Origin of the sequence: Exiguobacterium sp. s50, from assembly GCF_018618175.1 — a bacterium.
Classification (GTDB): Bacteria; Bacillota; Bacilli; order Exiguobacteriales; family Exiguobacteriaceae; genus Exiguobacterium; species Exiguobacterium chiriqhucha.
This window is the reverse complement of record NZ_JACSLP010000002.1, coordinates 331,749-349,633: the sequence shown is the minus strand read 5'-3', so window position 1 is coordinate 349,633 and position 17,885 is coordinate 331,749. Positions and strand designations below refer to the sequence as shown.

Genomic DNA, 17,885 nt, shown 5'->3' with positions numbered 1-17,885 from the left:
GTTACATTTCGAGTTCTGTGAACGCGAGCGGGACGAGCTCTTCAAGCGTCACTTCTTTCACGTCGGCGTTGCCGTTCGTGAGCAACACTTTGAAGTCCGGGTCGCCGAACTCGACGAGCACTTGGCGGCAGATACTGCATGGCGGCAAGAAGTCGACCGTGTCGCCTGACACCGCGACGGCTTCGAAGTCCCCTTTTTTATACCCTTGCGCGACCGCTGTGAAGATGGCCGTACGCTCGGCACAGTTCGTCGCACCGAACGAGACGTTCTCGACGTTGACACCGTCGATGACCGTACCGTCCTTCATGAGAAGCGCTGCTCCGACGCGGAAGTTCGAATACGGCGAGTAGGCGTTCTCTTTCACTTGGCGGGCACGCTCGACTAATTGTTGTTGGTTCATGGGATCATTGTCCTCTCTGACTCGAAATGAACTGATGCCAGTTCCCGGCCTCTCTTTTTTGGGCAGGATTTTTAGCATACACCTCATGCGATAGAGAAGTCAATGAATTTTTGAAAGCGGTCACACTGTTGTGTCAGTTTTGAAACGTCAGCTCGACCGTCCCGCTCCCGAGTAGCGGTGCAAGCGTGGAGAAGTCCTCGACCCGACCGATGCGCGTATACGCATAGCTCGTCTCGACGTTTTTATAAAACAAGACGAGACAGTCATCCCCATACAGCATGACATCCCCAGCCCGAATCGAGCTGACACGTTCCGGGTTCGTCGGGAACGGTTCGTCGAAATAGAAATACTTCTCGTTCTGATGCAAGTCCTGCATCGACAACGTGAGTGGCAGACGGGCTTGAAGCGCTTCGGCTGTCGGGTTGGTTTCGAAACGTATTGAGACGTTTAGTTCTTCCACTTGTGACGTCACTCCTTCCTGATTCTCCGGCTTCCTCACCGTGTCGTCCCCACACCCAGCGAGAAACAACATGGAAGCGACCAATCCGAGGCGGATGACGTTCATGACGTCTGAACGATACGGGCCGGTGTCCCGGCGACCGTCACGTTGTCCGGGACGTCTTTTGTCACCGTCGCGTCAGCTGCGACGATGGCGTTCTCGCCGATGGTGACACCCGGCAAAATCGTCGCCCCGGCCCCAATCCAGGCGTTACGTTTCACGCGAATCGGCTTCGTGATCAAGCCGCGCCGTTCGGTCGGGTCGGTCGGATGATTGACCGTCAGCAACTTGGCGAACGGGCCGATCAAGACGTGGTCCTCGATGTCGATGCCGCCGAGATCGGTGAACATGACACCGCGGTTGATGAAGATGTCTGTCCCGAGCGTGATGTGTTTCCCGAAATCGGTATAGAGCGGCGGCAGCACCGTGACCGAGTCCGCGACGTCTTGCCCGAGCAGCTCCGAGAGCGTCCGCTGGAACTCGTCTTTCGGCAAGTACTGATAATTCAGGCGCATGAGTATCGGCTCGATGGCTCGTTGAATGTGATGAATCTCTTCAAAGACGGCTTCACCCGCAGCGATCGTTCGGCCAGACACGCGTTCTCTCAATCCGCTACCCATCATCACACCTGTTGTTTCGTCGGACGGATGATGAGGTTGCTGACAGAGACCCGGTCCGGCGTATCGATGGCATAGACGACCGCTTCAGCCACGTCCTCACTCGTCAATCCCCACTCGGTTTGCGCCTCATGGAGCGCCTGGGCGGCTTGTTTGTCGCTGATCGTGTTGTACAGCTCGGTCTGGACGGCTCCCGGCGAGATAATCGACGATTTGACGTTGTTCTCGCGCTGTTCTTGGCGCAAGCCTTCCATGATGGCGCGGACCGCGAACTTCGTCCCGCAGTAGACGGCCGACTCCGGATAGACAACGTGGCCGGCCACCGAATCGGTCGCGATGATATGACCCGACTGTTGACGTTCCATGATTGGAAGCACGGCGGCAATCCCGTTCAACACCCCGGTCACGTTCACATCGAGCATGGCCTGCCATTCGTCACGGCGCCCGTCGACGAGCGGCGCGGTCGGCATGATGCCAGCGTTATTGAACAAGACATCGATGGTCCCGAACGTGTCGAGTGCCGTCTTCACCACCGCGTCGACAGCTGCGTAGTCCGTGACATCGGCTTGCTGGATGACGATGTCAGCCTCGGGATGCTTCGCTTGGATGGCTTCCAACCGGTCGAGACGACGGGCGGCGAGCACGAGTTTCGCGCCCCGTTCGGCCAATAGATGGGCCGTCGCTTCGCCGATCCCGCTCGACGCCCCCATGATGATGACAACTTTGTTGATGGTCATAATCCATTCCTCCTTTGAATGACTCTAGTATAGGAACGGACAAGCGTCATGTCTAATGCTACTATTTGATTAAGAACCATAACGAAAACGCATGGAGGGATGACATGGAGCTACAACAACTACGGTACTTCCTCGCCGTCGCGAGCGAAAAGAACATCACGCGCGCGGCCGAACATTTACGACTGTCGCAACCCGCACTGTCCCGGCAAATCCATCAGCTCGAGGACAGTCTCGGCGGACCGTTGTTCGAGCGGAGCCAAGGCGGCGTCACGCTGACGGAACGAGGCTACTATTTGGCCGAACACGCCAAAGAGATGGTCCGTCTGGCCGATAAGATCTCCATCAACTTGAACACGGCGACACCCGTCAGCGGAGAACTGTACATCGGCGGTGGCGAGACGGAGACGCTCACCTCGGTCGTCGAGACGTTCCGACAGATGAAACAGCTTCATCCCGACGTCAAGTTACGCCTGTATAGCGGCAACGGGGACGACGTCATCGACAAGTTGGACCGGGGCATCCTCGACTTCGGGGTCGTCATCGAACCGATCAATCTGGCCACGTACGCCTCCCGCGAGCTCCCTCATGTCGACCGTTGGGGTATCTTGACCCGCCGTGACAGTCCAGTCGGACAAAAGAATGCCATCGAGACCGGGGATCTTCTCGACTTGCCGCTCATTTTGTCAGAGCAATCGCTCGTCGACCGGCATTTGTCGGCCCGGCTCGGCGTCGATTTGACTGAAACGGACGTCGTCGCGACGTACAACCTGCTCTATAACGCCTCGCTCCTCGTCCGGGAAGGCATCGGCCACGCGCTCTGCCTCGACGGGATCATCAACACGCAAGGGACCGAGTTGGTGTTCGTCCCGCTCCATCCCCCGCTCACGTCTTCCGTCCATTTGATTTGGAAGAGCGGGAGTCGCCTGTCGAACGTCGCCTCAACATTTTTAGAGCTGTTCGATGAACGGGAAACGGCCACCTAAACACGGCGGCCGGAATCGAGGCGCAATATGTGCGCCAACTGCTCGTTCATCTCGTCCGGGGTGGCCGCGAAGTCGCGTTCGGCCCAATGGATGATCATCCCGACGATGGCGTTCGCTTGATACGAACAGAACAACGCATGGTCAATCTCGTCTTGCTTGTGCGCCGCCGTGTCGCGGAGGAGCAACTTGCGCACTTCGTCGAACAACATGTAATAGTACGCGAGCGGTACGTTTTTCGAGAAGACGATGCGATAGAAGTCGACGTACGTCTGGACGTGGTGAAAGATGCGGATCGTCGACGGTTCGAGTTCACGCGGATTGAGCAGCTTCACATGTCGATACGGCTCCTCATACGACTTGGCGAGGTCGGCCGTGATTTCTTGGAAATACTCCTCGAATACGTCCTCGACCCGTGCGTAATGCAGATAAAACGTGCCCCGATTGACATTTGCCACACGACAAAGTGCTGAAATCGTCACTTGTTCGAGCGAATGATTCTTCAATAATTCGACGAGCGCCTCATGGAGCGCTCGCTTTGTTTTGACGACACGCAAGTCCGGCTTCATAGTTTGCACATTCCCCTCAACAGTTATGGCTGGAAGTGTTGATTATTCAACAGAACGTCTCTTTTTTGATGATTGTAAGCGCTTTCTAACATTCATTATAATAGTTATTGAACACATGTTCAATTAAAGGAGGAGACAGTCATGCGGTTATCGGGGAAAGTGGCGATTGTCACAGGTGCAGCATCAGGAATGGGAAAAGCGATCGCGGAGCTTTACGCGAAAGAAGGAGCTCGCGTCGTCGTCTCGGATATGAATCTCGACGGGGCGCAGGCGGTCGTCGAAGGAATCTCAGGCGAAGCGTTCGCCATCCAGACGGACGTCACGTCTGAAGAGGCGTTGCAGCAGTTGTTCGATGAGACGGTGAAGACGTTCGGTCAAGTCGACATCCTCGTCAACAACGCCGGCATTATGGACGGGATGGAACCGGTCGGTGAGATCTCGAACGAGCGCTGGGAGAAAATCTTTGCTGTCAACACGGTGTCGGTCATGAAATCGATGCGGATTGCCGTCGACTTGTTCACGAAGCAAGGTCACGGCGTCATCGTCAACAATATCTCGGCCGGCGGCTTGTACGGCGCTCGGGCCGGCGCGGCCTATACGGCGTCAAAACACGCCGTCGTCGGATTGACGAAGAACACGGCGTTCATGTACGCCGACCAAAACATCCGTTGTAACGGAATCGCACCGGGCGCGGTCGCGACGAACATCGGCTCGACGATGACGAACATGAGTCAGGCCGGGTTCGGTCGCCAGCAACTTGGGATGGCCATCAACCCACGCATCGGACAACCAGAAGAGATTGCTCAGCTCGCCCTCTTCCTCGGCTCGGACGAATCGAGTTTCATCAATGGTCAAGTCGTCGCCATCGACGGCGGTTGGACCGCGTACTAAACCAAAAAATGAGCCACATCCAAACGCGGGATGTGGCTCATTTCTCGTTATAGCTCCCCTCTCCGGTTCATCCGGATTAAGAGATAAATCAAATACGGCGCTCCGACCATGCCGGTGATGACACCGACCGGGTAGCGGGCCGTGAAGGCGAACTGACCGATGAGATCGGCTGCGAGTACCAAGATGACCCCGACGAGTGCCGCCGGGATGATCGTCGAACGCCCGTCCCCGACGAGCCGCTTCGCAATCGGTGCCGCCAGGAACGCGACGAACGCGATCGGTCCGGTCGTCGCCGTCGCGAGCGCCAGCATGAGCACCGAGGCGACAATGAGCAGGACGCGCGTCTGGTTCGTCTTGACGCCGAGCGACGTCGCCGTCATCTCCCCGAGCTCTAAAATCTGGAGCTGTCGACTGAGCCGGAGGATGACCGGCAGACAGAACGCAACCGCAATCATGAGCGGCGGGAGCGTCTCCATCTTCACCCCGTTCAAGCTACCGCTCAACCAGCGCATCGCCGTCCCGACATCGTTTTGGCGGCTGATGAGCAGCAGATAGTTGATGACCGCCGTCAGCATCGCCTGAATCCCGATGCCGACTAAGACGAGCCGGCCGATTGAGAAGGCGGCGCCTTTCGACAAGAAGTAGATGGCGAGGACGGTCAACAGCCCGCCGATGATCGAGATGATGGAGACGAACGTATCGCTCGCCTGCAAGACGACGATGCCGAACACGGCCGCCGCACTCGAACCGGTCGTGATGCCGATGACGTTCGGGTTGGCGAGCGGGTTGCGGAGCATCGTCTGGAACACCGTCCCGGCGATGCCGAACGCAAGTCCGGCGAAGACGCCGGCGAGCATGCGCGGCAGACGGATCGTGCCGACTGCGAACGAGGCGCCCGGTACTTGTTCCCCGAACAAGACACGGATGACGTCCGTGACCGGGTAAATTGTGTTGCCGAGCATGAGCATCGTCGCGCTCAACGTAAGGGCGAGCGCGAACAAAATGAGCGTCACGAAGACGGTCCGTTGCCGGCGCTTGCGACTGTTATGGATAATCGGTTGAATGGATTGGTTCATACGCCACGCACCTTCACTTTCATCGTCAAGGCAATCAAAATCGGGGCCCCGACGAACGCCGTGACGATGCCGACTTCGAGTTCTCCCGGACTGCCGAGCAGACGCCCGGCCACATCGGCGAACGTCAATAAAATCGCGCCGGTCAGTGCCGACATCGGGATGATATACCGTTCATCTGCCCCGATGACCAAGCGGACGAGGTGCGGCGCGAGTAGACCGATAAAACCAATAGGTCCGGCCAGTGCCGTCGCCGCCCCGCACAAGATGACACCTGCGAACGAGGCGATCAGTTTCAACGTGCCGATGCGGACACCGAGACCTGTGGCGAGTTCTTCCCCGAGCGCCAAGATGTTGAGGGACGGTGCCGCCAAGATGGCGATGACGATGCCGCCGATAAAGAACGGCAGGAACGTCATAATCGAGTCCATCGTCCCGGCCCCGACGCTACCGACTTGCCAGAACCGGAACTGGTCCATGACGTTCGAGCGTGGAATCATGATGGCCATGACGAGTGACGACAACGCCGCACTCGTCGCCGCACCGGCCAAGACGAGCTTGAGCGGCGTCGAACCGCCCCGCCCGAGCGACCCGATGCCGAACACGAACGCCGCGGTTAAGAGCGCCCCGACGAGTGCGAACCAAATATAGTCGCCCGCGGTCGAGATGTTGAAGAAGGCGATTCCGACGACGACGAACAGCGCCGCCCCCGTGTTGACCCCGAGAATGCTTGGGTCGGCGATCGGGTTACGTGTCACCGACTGCATGAGCGCGCCCGAGACACCGAGTGCCGCCCCGCACATGAAACTGAACACCGTCCGAACGACCCGCTGCCGGACGATGTCCGCTTCATACGACTGAACAGCCGGACGGAATAAACCGTCAAGCAGTTCATCCCATCCGATTGTCCGTGAGCCGAAAGCAAGCGAAGCGAGCATACAGACGACGAGCAGGACGAGCGACCCTACGAGGAGGAGCCCGAACCGTTTCGGCGTGTGTAACTTCTTCGGCATATTCATTTGATTACTCGACTTTCGCGAGTGCTTCTGACACGAGTTTCACGTAGTCGTCAATCGTATATTCGATTGAGAGTGGTGATGGTGTCCCAGCAGCCGCGAGCGGCGTGTTGTCTTCGATCATGACGACCGAACCGCGTTTGATGGCCGGCACTTTGCTGTAGAGCGGGTCAGCTTGAAGTGCTTTCAACGTCTCTTCGTTCCCGTAGGCGACGAAGATGTCGACGTCGTTCAAGATGTCAGCGTTCTCTGAGCTGAGCTCGAGGTAGAAACTGTTCTCATCTTTGATTTGGCTCGTGATGTTCTCCGGGTACTCCATTCCGAGCTCTTCGATGAAGGCACCACGCGGGTCACCTGTCGTGTAGATATAGAACTTCGACAGGTCGTCTGGGCTGAGCGCGACGAATGCCGCTTTCTTCCCTTTCATCTCCGGTACTTCGGCTGCCTTGTCAGCGATGAGTTTCTCTGTGTCTTCAATCAACTGTTTGCCTTCTTCTTCCATGCCCATGGCCATTGAGTCGTAACGAACCGTGTCCTGCCATGATGACACCCAAGGCGTCTCTTGGTATGCGACGACCGGTGCGATTTCTGTCAACGTGTCGTAATCTTCTTGCGTGATGCCTGAGTAGGCGGCAAGAATGACGTCCGGCTGTGAATCAGCGATCGCTTCGAAGTCGAGACCGTCCGTATCTTGATAGATGTTCGGGTTTTCTTCACCGAGATCTTTCAACTTGTCAGCCGTCCACGGCAACATGCCGCTGCCGTCTTGGACTCCGTAGTTCGCAGCCGAGAAACCGACTGGTACGACATCAAGCGCGAGCGCGACGTCTTGGTTCGACCAACCGACCGTTGCGACGCGTTCCGGCTTCTTGTCGATGACCGTCTCGCCTAACGCGTGTTTGATGGTAATCGGATAGCCTTCTGCCGTTTCGGCAGACTCATCTGTCGTGGCTGCATCTTCATTGTTCGCGCCGCATCCTGCGAGCACGAGCACGAAGGCAGACATGATGATGAACATATGTAGCAATTTCTTGTAGCTGTTCATGTCCTAGTCCCCTTTTTCTGTATGACAACGTTTTACGCCGACATTGATAATCATTATCAGTTATGAGTATAGGATGAATCGAGTAGCGCTGTCAATCTGAACTTCAAGATATCTTTCGGAAAATAGAAACAGCCCGCCTTTCTCAACTGGTGAGACGCGGGCTTTCGTCATAACGTTTGATTGGCCAAGTTGATCAGTTGTTGGACCGGTAAGCGGGTCTCGTCGTCAAGTTCGATGGAGTTGCCATCGATGTAGTAGATGATTCGGGCAGTGAATCCGTTTTTGTTGATCCACCATAACCCTTGGGACGTCGATTCCGCCTCATCATAGAAAGCAGATGTCCCGTCCGCAAGTACATATTGGTCTCCGTATGACGAAATATCTTCCATGTCATCAGGTTCATCGACGACTTTATGGACGATGTAGCGCAACTCCTGTGTCGTCTCCTCGTTCACATAGTGAAACACGAATTGATGCATGTGGTGCGGTTTTGCGATATCAATCTCACTATAGCGCCGAGTGATTTCAAAAGGAAACGCAATCGGTTCTTCAAACGCGTGTTCAATCGGTGGATTCGGTGGGTCTGGCCAATCCGTCGCCAGTTCAACCAAAGCCAAAATCACAATTAGCCAACCTAGCAACCTCATCAACCGTTTCTTGTTCATCTGTCTTCGCTCGCTTCATCATTGAATTTGATTCCACGATTGATGATACGCCTCACTGCTTCCCTTGGGTAGACGAGAATCGAACGTCCGGTCAATGAATCGAAATTATCGTTGCCTACGCATCACATCCGCGATCGGACACCCTTCCCGCTCGAGCTCCGAGACGATACGTGTATAATCCATTTCGTTTCGATTCTGACTCAGCTTGAACGCCGCCTGCATGTCCGAAATGTCGATGCGGAACCCGACGACGCCATATTTCTGCTGCTGCACCGGCTCGGACAGTTCCTCCCAGACGACGGCGTGCTCCCGGTCCCCTTCATGGTCTTGAAGCAGTCCGGCCAAGTCTTCATCGAGTTGGTCCGCATTTAAAATGGTGGCCTGTCCGTATGCATGGACGGCCTGATAGTTCCACGTCGATACGTCCTCATGTCCGTACCACGACGCCGACACATAGGCATCCGGACCTTGGACGATCAAGAGGACGGTCTGGTCTTCAATCGTTTGCCACTGTGGATTGTTTTTGGCGATGTGTGTGGTGAACCAGACGCGGCCCTCTTCCTCATGGAAACGGAGTGGCACGTGCGTCGCGATCGGTTTTTGGCCATCATACGTGACGATGGTGCCGAACGGATGCGCCTTCAAGAAATCGTGCACTTCTCTCGGATCGTTCACGGCGTAAAGTTTTGGGACGTACATCGTATTCCTCCTGTCTGGTTCGTTGATCAACTGACTGGCCCTCCCGTATAATTCATGCCAACTAGGGTAAAGAGTAGATGACGCGATTCAACTAAGGAGGGATCTCTATGAAACCGACGATTAAAGCATTCGTGTTCGATGTATATGGGACCTTGTTCGACGTCCATTCCGTCAAGACGGCGTGTGACGAACAGTTCCCCGGAAAAGGTGACCAAATCAGCCAGGCGTGGCGGACGAAACAGCTCGACTACTTCTTTACCCGCCACATCATGGGGCGCTACGAGGACTTCTCCGTCGTCACGCGCGACGCGCTCCGGTATGCATTGTCAGCGGCCGAAGTGACGTGGACGATCGAGACGGAGGACGCATTGATTGCCACTTACGCCGACCTGTCGCCATATGAAGAGGTTGAAGACGTCTTGCACCAACTTCATCATAAACAGACCATCGTTCTCTCGAACGGGACGGACGCGATGCTCGCGGAACTCATCCAAAACGCCGGTTTCACCGACCTGTTCGACGAACTCGTCAGCATCGACGGCATCAAACAAGCCAAGCCGTCACCGGCCGCCTACATGCACTGGTTCAAGAACAGCGGGTTGAAGCGGGACGAGGTGCTGTTCCTGTCCTCGAACGGTTGGGACATTGCCGGTGCGAAGAACTTCGGATTCCATACCGCCTGGATCAACCGCGACGGCAAACCGGTCGATATGCCCGACCTGGCCCCTGACGCCGTCTACGAGGACTTGTCAGGCATACTGGAATGGGTCACGGACGAAGCGGCTTGGCCATAATCAAATCGACTTGAGCGTCGTCACCCATATAAAACGTGTGCGCCCCGGTCTGAACGAAGCCGTGCTTTCGGTAAAAGGCGAGTGCCTTATGGTTATGTTCCCACACACCGAGCCAGATTTCACGCTTATTCAGCTCGTTCGCGCATGTGATGGCCTGGGCGTACAACGCCTTGCCGACGCCACTACCTTGGAACTTCCGTCGCACATAAATCCGTTCGAGTTCGAACGCCTCTTCGCCCATGGCCTCGGTCTGGGCGTTGTTGGCGTTCACTTTTAAGTAACCAGCCACTTCCCCGTCGAGTATGGCGAAGAAGAACTGTGAGTCCGGATTCGAAAGCTCTTTTTTAAGTTGCGCTACGTTATACGCCCGCTCGAGATACGCGGCCAGATGCGCCGGGTCATTCTCGGCTTCGAACGTTTCCGTGAACGTCTCGATGCTGATGGTGCGAAGTGCGTCAACGTCTTCGATTGTACAAGCTTTGATGGTGATCATGATTATTCCCCCTAGTAGTCTCGTTTCTTCCCTTTTTTCACGGCATCCCAGTCCCCTTCGATATTGTGGCGGACCCGCTTCAACAGCCGAAGCAGCTGCTCGGCTTCCTGGTCGCTCAGCCCGGCGAGCGCGACATCCGTCGAATGCTCATGCTCGCGGATGATGACCGGGTACAGCGCCTTGCCCCGTTCAGTCGGGACGAGCCGCTTGATTTTCTTGTTGTGCGGGTCGTCCTGCTTCGTGATTAACCCGTTCGTCTCCAACTTTTGAACCGCCCGCGCCGCCGTCGTCCGATCGACTTTGATCAATTCGGCGAGCTTTTCTTGAATGATGCCCGGCTCCTCACAAATCCGGACCAAATATAAATATTGCCCTTTCGTCAGCTCGAGCTCTTTGAACTCGATATTGCTGATTGAGTCGAGGGAACGGGCAATCATCCCGATTTCACGCAACTGGTCTCTCATACAATCCTCCTGATTGTTGTATTTACAATACGTTACGTTCAGTATAATCCATTTAGTTGCATTTGCAACAAAAAGTATTTTGGATATGGGCTTTGATTATGTGAGAAAATGAAGGTATCATTCCACGAAACGAGGGGATTTCATGGCACACCGTATTTACACGACGAGCTTTGCGAGCGTCTATCCGCTTTACGTCGCGAAAGCCGAACGGAAAGGCCGGACGAAAGACGAAGTCGATACGATTATTCGCTGGTTGACCGGTTATGACGAGTCTGGGCTCGAGCGCCAACTCGCTGCCGAGGTCGATTTTGACACGTTCTTTGCCACGGCACCCAAGATGAACGAAGACCGCGCCTTGATCAAAGGCGTCGTCTGCGGCGTCCGCGTCGAGAATGTCGAGGAGCCGCTCATGCGCGAAATCCGTTACTTGGACAAACTCGTCGATGAACTGGCCAAAGGCAAGGCGATGGCGAAGATTTTACGAGGAGGCGAACAGTAATGGACTATACGACACTCGTCGACGACAAGCGGCTCGACGCTTTCATCCGTTTAATTGACGTCATCGATGCGAACTTACCGGCCGGGTTCGAGAAGACGACCGACGGGAACGGCATCCATTATGTCGTCCCGCTATCGACGTATCCGTCCGGGTATCACGTCACGCCGGGCACCCCGCTCCCGTTCTTGAGCGTCATCGCCCAGAAGAACCATGTCGCCGTGTATCATATGGGCGTCTATAGCGACCCGGAACTGCTCCGCTGGTTCGAGGAGTCATACGCCGCCCAAGTGCCGACGAAATTGAACATGGGCAAGAGCTGTATCCGCTTCAAAAACGTGAAGCATATCCCATATGAGTTGATGGGTGAATTCGTCTCGAAGATGACACCAGAACAATGGATTGCTGCGTACGAGTTACGTTAAAAAAGGCAGGTCGATTGTCGACCTGCCTGTTTGGCATTCCTTATTTTCCCCGCTTCCCCCATAGTCGGAAACGGATTGAGTCCGTCCTCATTGCGGCCTTGCCAGATATACTGCTACAACTAGGAGAGCTACCCCTAAGACAATCAACAATTTGTAAAACATGTTTTGTTTTCTACGAACCACACCAATCACGGTAAAGAAGATACCGAATAGGAAGGACAAGACCATTGCGATGAATCCCATTTTATTCGCTCCTTTTCAGCTTAATGATTCGCTCGTGACGATTGGCCACGTCCAAATCATGTGTCACGGTAATCACTGTCGTATTGAACTCGCGATTCATCTCAAACAACAAATCGATGATGCGCTCTTTGTTTTCCGGGTCTAGTGACGCAGTCGGCTCATCGGATAAAATGATTTGGGGATTCATAATGACAGCCCTCGCAAAAACAGCTCGCGACCGTTGTCCGCCCGAACATTCCAACGGTTTCTTCTTCAAAATGGACTCGATTCCAATCTTACTCACAATCCGCTTGAAGTGTTCCTGGGCGCGTGGGTCTTTTTCAAGATTGGCATACATGAGCGGTAACTTAATATTGTCCTCGATGGTCAGCGAATCAATGAGTGCCGATTCCTGAAGCACGAATCCAATCTTTTGATTGCGCCATTTCGCTAATGTATCCCGTGACAGCCCCTGAACAGATGAATCAAATAGCTCATAGCTCCCTTGGTAACGTGTATCCAGCAACCCGATTATATTGAGCAACGAGGTCTTCCCTACGCCAGACTCCCCTATAATCGAGAGCTTTTCCCCCGGTTGAACCTCTAATTCAAAATCATGCAGGATGGAAAATCCTTTCTTATCGAACGCTTTTTTCTGAATTTCTAACTTGATGATGCTACTCATTGCAAAACCCCCACCGAGATTGGAATACCCTTGATTTTTTTGAGCGCCAGTTCCACAATCATCACCCCTATGATCACGTCAATCAATAGAACACCTAAGAAAGCGATCCAATCCATACTGATTAAGCCAAATACCCCATACGTGGCAAAAATCGAATCTTTCCTCATCCAAAAACCGTATCGATTGAAGGCGGTGATTGCGAATAAGATGACGAGGTTGATCGAGAACAAAATCGCAAAGTAGCTATAAAAAATGGTTCTCAGTTTGGAGTAACTTAATCCCACTAATAAATTGACCGTAAAATCTTTAATCATGAGCCGAACACTGATTAATGTATTCCAAGTCGCCAGACACACAATGACGATGAGTAACACGAGCGTAATCGCACTAATCATCTTCAAAGAGCTTACATAATAATCTTCAAAGTAATTAAAGTTTTCTTGTTGGCTAAAAAAGTTAAAGTCCAACCCTAGATTGTTCTGAATCTGTTCATTCAACTTCGTTGCTTCTTCTTTCGTCGAATCGAGCAACACGATGTCCATCAAACCGTTCAAGTGGAGGTCAAGACCCGCACTTTGAATAAACGGCTCCTTGACGGGGACGATGACTGAAAAGTTATAGTAGTTCTTTGAATTCGGTGCATAAAAGTTCGAGCGGTGCGTATTTTTCTCCAAGACCCCTTGCACTCTCAAATCAACCGCTTGTTGGGTGACCGGATCCGTGATTTCGATTTTAGATCCTACCGGATACGTTGAAGCCAGACCTCCACCTATCAGAACCGGAATGTCATCTTGTTTAAATTGATAATCAAAGTTCAACTGATCGCCTTGCGCCAACTTGAATTGATTGAGTTGGTACGCCTCTTCATTGATGTAATTAAACGACACTTCCATATCATGTTCATTCTCTAAAGAGGTCGTAAAGCCGTCAGCTTGTAAGGCATATGTATGATTGTTATTTAAATACTCATAAAGCTTTCGCGTTTCCTTGATGTCGATTCGATCAAAATCGGCTTCACTCTCTGGATTTAAATTGGCGATATAATTCCCTTCTCGATTGAACGTTTCAATTTCTTGATAGCCTTGAGCAGTCGAAATAATGGAACGCGTGGCACTAAAAGAGAGGTAATTCGCTAGGAAAAGTAATAAGATCATTCCCAGAACAAGGATCCATCGCTTCAAAAATATTCTTGTTATAAAAAAGTGTAAAATTCTCATTCTCTTTTCACCTGACCTGCACTAATTAATATATATACGATAAACAGCAAGACGAGATAAAGGTTGCTGGTTACATTCAAATCTAAGTAAAAGTTCAATGAAAGGGATAATAAAAAACTGAACCCCAAGATCGCTAGACTATTTAACATGTAGCGACGAACCACTTTTTGTTTCGTGTCTCCGACAAGGATGCGGCAAGAAATCTCTGTTTTTCTCCGATTTAAAAATTGATAATGGAAGATCATCATAATAAACGTGAGAAGAATGCTGATGATCAATTGATAGTCAACAATGCTCTCAATGAATGACATTAAGATAAACGAACCTTCTAAATCTACAGTCTGCACATACATCAATATCAAATTTGAGACAAAACAAAAGAGATAGATGGCAGAAGCTTCAAACACATCATTAAATCTAAATAAAGAATATTTCATGACCTACTCCTTACAGATGGCATTTATAAATTTATGGTAACACGTATGAATAAATGCCAACTACCTAACTAAAAAAAACAGTAAGTTATAATTTATGAGTTAAAAAAGTAAGCTGCCACTCCATTAAACATAGAAATCCATCACATCATGTAGACATGAATTCAGACCCTGTAGGAACATACCTATCGGGTCTGATTCACACCCTCTACCTTCACCAGAAGACTTATTTCAGTGCGCCTCGAGCCCAGCTGAACTTCGTTGTGTACTTGTCTCCCCATCTCAAATCGTCCCAAACAGAGCCTGTCACTTTTGTGCTGTAGGCTACTTTGCTTAACAACGTTCTACCGTCGCGCGTATATTTGAACGAAGTAGATTTGTATTTTGAATTACTGTAGTTCCAAGCAGCACCATTGTACTTGATTTGGAATGATTCTTCTGTAGACGCCCCACTAGATGCCGTACCGAACGTCGCTGCCGAGGCAGACCCTGCGCCTACTAAAAGCGCGCCGACCACTAAAGCTGAACTCGCAAATCGTTTTGTCTTCTTGTTCATCACACATTCCTTCTTTCTTGTTAAATTTTTGAAATTCAAAGAGTTGATACACATAAAAATCTAGCATAGTTCACATTAAATTCAACAATTCGATAACAGATTATTACAATTTGATTCATTTTACATAAAAAGTATTCAGTCGATTATGACGAACTACCTATGGTAAATTCATCCACTCAATGACCCTCGCCTGATAGATTAATGTGACTAACGCCTAGGGTCCCTAAGTTGCTACGATTCTATAAAACGGAGTTCAATCTAAAAAAGCAGGCAGGTCGATGGGCGACCTGCCTGTCCGTCATACGTGGAATCGTTTTGTCATTTGGCGCATCTCGTCTGCCATGTTCGACAACTCTTGGGCCGATGCCGTAATCTCTTCCATCGACGCCATCTGTTCTTCCGTCGCCGCCGACGTATTCTCGGTATCGGTCGCCGTCGTCTCCGTGATGCCTTGAATCTCGTTCACTGATCTCAAAATCTCGGTCGCACCGGCCGCCATCTCTTGGACAGAACCTGACACTTCCTCGACTTTTTGACCGACTTCTTCGATGGCCCGCTTGATGTCCTCGAATGCGACGCCCGCCTGTTGGACGTTCGTGACGCTATGGCCCATCTCGCTCTCGACGACATGCATCGTCTGGACGGCTTGTTTCGTCTCTGTCTGCGTATCTCCAATCAAACCAGAGATTCGTTTCGTCGCGATCGCCGACTCTTCGGCGAGCTTCCGGACTTCTGAGGCGACGACGGCGAATCCGCGTCCTTGGTCGCCGGCCCGGGCCGCTTCGATGGCCGCGTTTAAGGCGAGCAAGTTCGTCTGTTCGGCGATGCCGGAGATGGTACCGGTGATGCTGCCGATTTCTTGGGAGCGGACGTCGAGTTGGCCGATGACTGTCTGCAACGCCTTCACTTTTTCGTTCATCGCCTCAAGCTGGGACTCGAGCGTCTCAATCAACTCGTTGCCGGTCCCGACTTTTTGAAGTGCCCCGTCTGACAGTTCGGTCATATGCTGGGCACTGTCCGAGACGTGATGAATCCCGTTCGTCAGTTCGGTGAGCGTACTGCTCGATTCCTTCACACGCGTCAATTGACGGACCGAACCGGATGCAATCTCTTCCATCGTGACGGCGACCATCTCGGTCGCTTTTGTCGTCTCTTCGACGTTCGATTTCAAATCGTCCGATGACGTCGCGACGCGACCGGCTGTCGCCGTGACGTTGCCGATCAAGTCGCGAAGACTATCTTTCATCTCGTTAAATGAGTTGGCGAGCGAACCAATCTCGTCACGCGACGTGTACGTGCTGTCGACCGTCAAATCACCGGCTCCGGCACGGCTCATGAGTCCATTCAACTCACGGACCGGACGGACGATGAGGCGCGTGATGTAGACGCCGAGCCCGATTGAGATGAGTGCCCCGATGGCGACAAGCGCCCAGAACAACGTGACCGATTCCGTCCGCTCGTTCTGCATCGTCGTGCTTGCCGTCTCGGCTTCTTGATTGATGCCGTCCATGACGACCGTTGCCGTCTCGACCAAGTCTTGACGGACCGGTCGCAAGTCACTCAAATAGATGCGATACGCTGCGGCGTTCTCGCCACGTAACGCCGGCTGGAGCACGAGTTCCGTCCCTTCCAAGTAATCCGCAATCTCGGCATTCAAGTCTTCGACTCGACCTTGCATCTCGGCATCTGTTGAGGCGAACGTCTCGTTGAACAGTTCGAGGTTCGTCCCGATGCTGTCACGCCGTTCCTCGATACTTGCCTCTAGTTCTTCATTTCGAGACGCATCCGTCGTCAGCATCAATTCGAGTAAATACCCGTCCAAGGCACGGTTATCCGTCCGGATTTGACCGAGGGCGCGAATCGGCAATAACCGATCTTCATAAATCGATTCTCCCGCATCGGCCATGCGTCCCATGAAGACGTGGCTGAGTGCTGCGACGAGAACGAGTGTCGCGATGAATACGCTGATCAGTACTGTTAGTTTTTTAGACATCTTCAAATTTTTCACGATGATCCCTCCCTACCTGATTTATCGTAGGAAAGAGCCTCAAAATGAAGCCCCTCGGCACATGCGTTGACCTATGTTTCCATTTTTAGCCACCCTATTGAGCACAATCGCACATTGCCGACGCATTTGTAAGCTGGCTCACCTTCATTTGGAGACGGAATGCGATACGATAAACAAAAGAACTGATGGAAAGGAGGCGTACTCTGTGCCCCGCTGGCTCAAACTTAGTCTCATGCTCATTGTGTTCGGGAGTATCTTCTATATTACTCATTTCCACTATGAACTCCGTCCGTCTGACGTCCGTGACATCGTCCTGTCGTTCGGTTGGTGGGGTCCTGTCGTCTTTTTCCTCATATATGCGATTGGCCCAATCATCTTCTTGCCGACGTCGGTACTGTCACTCGGGGCCGGTCTCGCCTTCGGGGTGTGGCCGGGTGTCCTCTACATCCTGTTCGGGGCGACGGCGGCGGCCGTGACCGGTTACGTCATGGCCCGACTGTTCGGCAGGTCCGTGCTCAAGGTCGAGAGCTATCCATGGTCGGAGAAGCTGTTCACGCAGATGGAGCAACGTGGCTTCCTATACGTGTTCGTCTTGCGGCTCATCCCGCTCGTCAGCTTCGATTTGCTCAGTTACGCGGGCGGGATTGCTAAGGTCCGGTTCCGGTCGTTTATCCTCGCGACCGTCCTCGGAATGATTCCAGGGACGCTCGCCTACAGTTTTCTCGGGGCGAGTCTCGCCTCGGGAAGCATCACTTTGGTCGTCATCGCCGCCCTCGTCTTCGTCACGTTGATTGGTGTCACTTACTATTTCCGGGAACCCGTCAAACGGTGGCTCGGACTCACGTCAGACTAGAGAAGCGCATCCGCTTCTCTTTTTTTTGCTTCGGCGTGTAAAAACGA

The 17,885-nt window shown here is 52.8% G+C and carries 22 protein-coding genes; 6 read left to right on the top strand and 16 right to left on the bottom strand.

The genetic code is table 11. The features are described from left to right. Position 1: 1 nt before the first annotated feature. The 4 genes from KNP68_RS04195 to KNP68_RS04180 all read right to left on the bottom strand — a co-directional run bounded on the left by KNP68_RS04195 (position 2) and on the right by KNP68_RS04180 (position 2,253). Complete coding sequence (locus KNP68_RS04195; RefSeq protein ID WP_021066236.1) at positions 2-400, bottom strand: cytidine deaminase; 399 nt, start codon at positions 398-400, stop codon at positions 2-4. A 133-nt stretch (positions 401-533) separates the two neighbouring features. After that, the gene (locus KNP68_RS04190; RefSeq protein ID WP_214798743.1) at positions 534-965 is read right to left on the bottom strand and encodes a cyclophilin-like fold protein; all 432 of its coding nucleotides are present in this window, start codon (positions 963-965) and stop codon (positions 534-536) included. Further along, positions 962-1,522, bottom strand: coding sequence for a DapH/DapD/GlmU-related protein (locus KNP68_RS04185; protein ID WP_214798882.1), 561 nt, complete (start codon positions 1,520-1,522; stop codon positions 962-964). The genes KNP68_RS04190 and KNP68_RS04185 overlap by 4 nt, the downstream gene beginning before the upstream one ends. Next, positions 1,522-2,253 carry an SDR family oxidoreductase gene (locus KNP68_RS04180; RefSeq protein ID WP_251131448.1) on the bottom strand — a complete coding sequence of 244 codons (732 nt, stop codon included), beginning with the start codon at positions 2,251-2,253 and terminating at the stop codon, positions 1,522-1,524. Before KNP68_RS04180 ends, KNP68_RS04185 begins: the two co-directional genes overlap by 1 nt. A 104-nt stretch (positions 2,254-2,357) precedes the next feature. Here KNP68_RS04180 and KNP68_RS04175 point away from each other — a divergent pair, with 104 nt between their 5' ends. Next, positions 2,358-3,236 carry a LysR family transcriptional regulator gene (locus KNP68_RS04175; protein WP_214798741.1) on the top strand — a complete coding sequence of 293 codons (879 nt, stop codon included), beginning with the start codon at positions 2,358-2,360 and terminating at the stop codon, positions 3,234-3,236. On the opposite strand, the gene KNP68_RS04170 is transcribed toward KNP68_RS04175, so the two are convergent. After that, on the bottom strand, positions 3,233-3,802 hold the full coding sequence (locus tag KNP68_RS04170) for a TetR/AcrR family transcriptional regulator (RefSeq protein WP_214798738.1): 570 nt from the start codon (positions 3,800-3,802) through the stop codon (positions 3,233-3,235). The genes KNP68_RS04175 and KNP68_RS04170 overlap by 4 nt on opposite strands. Positions 3,803-3,943: 141 nt before the next feature. Here KNP68_RS04170 and KNP68_RS04165 point away from each other — a divergent pair, with 141 nt between their 5' ends. After that, positions 3,944-4,693, top strand: a complete 750-nt coding sequence (locus KNP68_RS04165; RefSeq protein WP_058764679.1) for an SDR family oxidoreductase — start codon at positions 3,944-3,946, stop codon at positions 4,691-4,693. A 47-nt stretch (positions 4,694-4,740) separates the two neighbouring features. Here KNP68_RS04165 and KNP68_RS04160 read toward each other — a convergent pair whose 3' ends face one another. The 5 genes from KNP68_RS04160 to KNP68_RS04140 form a co-directional block, all read right to left on the bottom strand. Beyond that, positions 4,741-5,769 (bottom strand): FecCD family ABC transporter permease, encoded by a 1,029-nt coding sequence (locus KNP68_RS04160; RefSeq protein WP_214798735.1) that lies wholly within the window; start codon positions 5,767-5,769, stop codon positions 4,741-4,743. Continuing rightward, positions 5,766-6,779, bottom strand: a complete 1,014-nt coding sequence (locus KNP68_RS04155; RefSeq protein ID WP_371819324.1) for a FecCD family ABC transporter permease — start codon at positions 6,777-6,779, stop codon at positions 5,766-5,768. The genes KNP68_RS04160 and KNP68_RS04155 overlap by 4 nt, the downstream gene beginning before the upstream one ends. 10 nt (positions 6,780-6,789) lie before the next feature. Beyond that, positions 6,790-7,827 carry an iron-siderophore ABC transporter substrate-binding protein gene (locus KNP68_RS04150; protein ID WP_131471379.1) on the bottom strand — a complete coding sequence of 346 codons (1,038 nt, stop codon included), beginning with the start codon at positions 7,825-7,827 and terminating at the stop codon, positions 6,790-6,792. A gap of 167 nt (positions 7,828-7,994) precedes the next feature. Next, positions 7,995-8,450 carry a hypothetical protein gene (locus KNP68_RS04145; protein ID WP_131490819.1) on the bottom strand — a complete coding sequence of 152 codons (456 nt, stop codon included), beginning with the start codon at positions 8,448-8,450 and terminating at the stop codon, positions 7,995-7,997. Positions 8,451-8,597: 147 nt separating this feature from the next. Continuing rightward, positions 8,598-9,191, bottom strand: coding sequence for an FMN-binding negative transcriptional regulator (locus tag KNP68_RS04140; protein ID WP_131471381.1), 594 nt, complete (start codon positions 9,189-9,191; stop codon positions 8,598-8,600). Between the two features lie 107 nt (positions 9,192-9,298). On the opposite strand from KNP68_RS04140, the gene KNP68_RS04135 reads away from it, so the two are divergent. Then, the gene (locus tag KNP68_RS04135; protein WP_131471382.1) at positions 9,299-9,985 is read left to right on the top strand and encodes a haloacid dehalogenase type II; all 687 of its coding nucleotides are present in this window, start codon (positions 9,299-9,301) and stop codon (positions 9,983-9,985) included. Here the strand turns inward: KNP68_RS04135 and paiA are convergent. Both paiA and KNP68_RS04125 read right to left on the bottom strand, forming a co-directional pair. Further along, the gene (gene paiA / locus KNP68_RS04130; protein ID WP_131471383.1) at positions 9,960-10,481 is read right to left on the bottom strand and encodes a spermidine/spermine N(1)-acetyltransferase; all 522 of its coding nucleotides are present in this window, start codon (positions 10,479-10,481) and stop codon (positions 9,960-9,962) included. The genes KNP68_RS04135 and paiA overlap by 26 nt on opposite strands. Positions 10,482-10,489: 8 nt before the next feature. Beyond that, on the bottom strand, positions 10,490-10,942 hold the full coding sequence (locus KNP68_RS04125) for a MarR family winged helix-turn-helix transcriptional regulator (protein WP_214798729.1): 453 nt from the start codon (positions 10,940-10,942) through the stop codon (positions 10,490-10,492). Positions 10,943-11,084: 142 nt separating this feature from the next. Here KNP68_RS04125 and KNP68_RS04120 point away from each other — a divergent pair, with 142 nt between their 5' ends. Both KNP68_RS04120 and KNP68_RS04115 read left to right on the top strand, forming a co-directional pair. Beyond that, positions 11,085-11,441, top strand: a complete 357-nt coding sequence (locus tag KNP68_RS04120) for a DUF2200 domain-containing protein (RefSeq protein ID WP_214714401.1) — start codon at positions 11,085-11,087, stop codon at positions 11,439-11,441. Beyond that, positions 11,441-11,863, top strand: coding sequence for a DUF1801 domain-containing protein (locus KNP68_RS04115; RefSeq protein WP_214798726.1), 423 nt, complete (start codon positions 11,441-11,443; stop codon positions 11,861-11,863). Before KNP68_RS04120 ends, KNP68_RS04115 begins: the two co-directional genes overlap by 1 nt. A gap of 244 nt (positions 11,864-12,107) precedes the next feature. Here KNP68_RS04115 and KNP68_RS04110 read toward each other — a convergent pair whose 3' ends face one another. From KNP68_RS04110 to KNP68_RS04095, 4 genes are all read right to left on the bottom strand, one after another. Then, positions 12,108-12,770 (bottom strand): ABC transporter ATP-binding protein, encoded by a 663-nt coding sequence (locus KNP68_RS04110; RefSeq protein ID WP_029594744.1) that lies wholly within the window; start codon positions 12,768-12,770, stop codon positions 12,108-12,110. Then, positions 12,767-13,987 carry an ABC transporter permease family protein gene (locus KNP68_RS04105; protein WP_214798723.1) on the bottom strand — a complete coding sequence of 407 codons (1,221 nt, stop codon included), beginning with the start codon at positions 13,985-13,987 and terminating at the stop codon, positions 12,767-12,769. The genes KNP68_RS04110 and KNP68_RS04105 overlap by 4 nt, the downstream gene beginning before the upstream one ends. A gap of 660 nt (positions 13,988-14,647) precedes the next feature. Further along, complete coding sequence (locus KNP68_RS04100) at positions 14,648-14,977, bottom strand: hypothetical protein (RefSeq protein ID WP_029594741.1); 330 nt, start codon at positions 14,975-14,977, stop codon at positions 14,648-14,650. A 298-nt stretch (positions 14,978-15,275) separates the two neighbouring features. Beyond that, the gene (locus KNP68_RS04095; RefSeq protein ID WP_214798720.1) at positions 15,276-16,985 is read right to left on the bottom strand and encodes a methyl-accepting chemotaxis protein; all 1,710 of its coding nucleotides are present in this window, start codon (positions 16,983-16,985) and stop codon (positions 15,276-15,278) included. A gap of 205 nt (positions 16,986-17,190) precedes the next feature. On the opposite strand from KNP68_RS04095, the gene KNP68_RS04090 reads away from it, so the two are divergent. Next, entirely contained in the window at positions 17,191-17,838 is a 648-nt protein-coding gene (locus KNP68_RS04090) for a TVP38/TMEM64 family protein (RefSeq protein WP_131471391.1), read from the top strand. The last annotated feature ends 47 nt before the right edge of the window (positions 17,839-17,885 follow it).

Bases quoted from the DNA above. Each gene is read 5' to 3' on its own strand.
- KNP68_RS04195 (WP_021066236.1), bottom strand. From the start codon at position 400: ATGAACCAACAACAATTAGTCGAGCGTGCCCGCCAAGTGAAAGAGAAC.
- KNP68_RS04190 (WP_214798743.1), bottom strand. From the start codon at position 965: ATGAACGTCATCCGCCTCGGATTGGTCGCTTCCATGTTGTTTCTCGCT.
- KNP68_RS04185 (WP_214798882.1), bottom strand. From the start codon at position 1,522: ATGATGGGTAGCGGATTGAGAGAACGCGTGTCTGGCCGAACGATCGCT.
- KNP68_RS04180 (WP_251131448.1), bottom strand. From the start codon at position 2,253: ATGACCATCAACAAAGTTGTCATCATCATGGGGGCGTCGAGCGGGATC.
- KNP68_RS04175 (WP_214798741.1), top strand. From the start codon at position 2,358: ATGGAGCTACAACAACTACGGTACTTCCTCGCCGTCGCGAGCGAAAAG.
- KNP68_RS04170 (WP_214798738.1), bottom strand. From the start codon at position 3,802: ATGAAGCCGGACTTGCGTGTCGTCAAAACAAAGCGAGCGCTCCATGAG.
- KNP68_RS04165 (WP_058764679.1), top strand. From the start codon at position 3,944: ATGCGGTTATCGGGGAAAGTGGCGATTGTCACAGGTGCAGCATCAGGA.
- KNP68_RS04160 (WP_214798735.1), bottom strand. From the start codon at position 5,769: ATGAACCAATCCATTCAACCGATTATCCATAACAGTCGCAAGCGCCGG.
- KNP68_RS04155 (WP_371819324.1), bottom strand. From the start codon at position 6,779: ATGCCGAAGAAGTTACACACGCCGAAACGGTTCGGGCTCCTCCTCGTA.
- KNP68_RS04150 (WP_131471379.1), bottom strand. From the start codon at position 7,827: ATGAACAGCTACAAGAAATTGCTACATATGTTCATCATCATGTCTGCC.
- KNP68_RS04140 (WP_131471381.1), bottom strand. From the start codon at position 9,191: ATGTACGTCCCAAAACTTTACGCCGTGAACGATCCGAGAGAAGTGCAC.
- KNP68_RS04135 (WP_131471382.1), top strand. From the start codon at position 9,299: ATGAAACCGACGATTAAAGCATTCGTGTTCGATGTATATGGGACCTTG.
- KNP68_RS04125 (WP_214798729.1), bottom strand. From the start codon at position 10,942: ATGAGAGACCAGTTGCGTGAAATCGGGATGATTGCCCGTTCCCTCGAC.
- KNP68_RS04120 (WP_214714401.1), top strand. From the start codon at position 11,085: ATGGCACACCGTATTTACACGACGAGCTTTGCGAGCGTCTATCCGCTT.
- KNP68_RS04115 (WP_214798726.1), top strand. From the start codon at position 11,441: ATGGACTATACGACACTCGTCGACGACAAGCGGCTCGACGCTTTCATC.
- KNP68_RS04110 (WP_029594744.1), bottom strand. From the start codon at position 12,770: ATGAGTAGCATCATCAAGTTAGAAATTCAGAAAAAAGCGTTCGATAAG.
- KNP68_RS04105 (WP_214798723.1), bottom strand. From the start codon at position 13,987: ATGAGAATTTTACACTTTTTTATAACAAGAATATTTTTGAAGCGATGG.
- KNP68_RS04100 (WP_029594741.1), bottom strand. From the start codon at position 14,977: ATGAACAAGAAGACAAAACGATTTGCGAGTTCAGCTTTAGTGGTCGGC.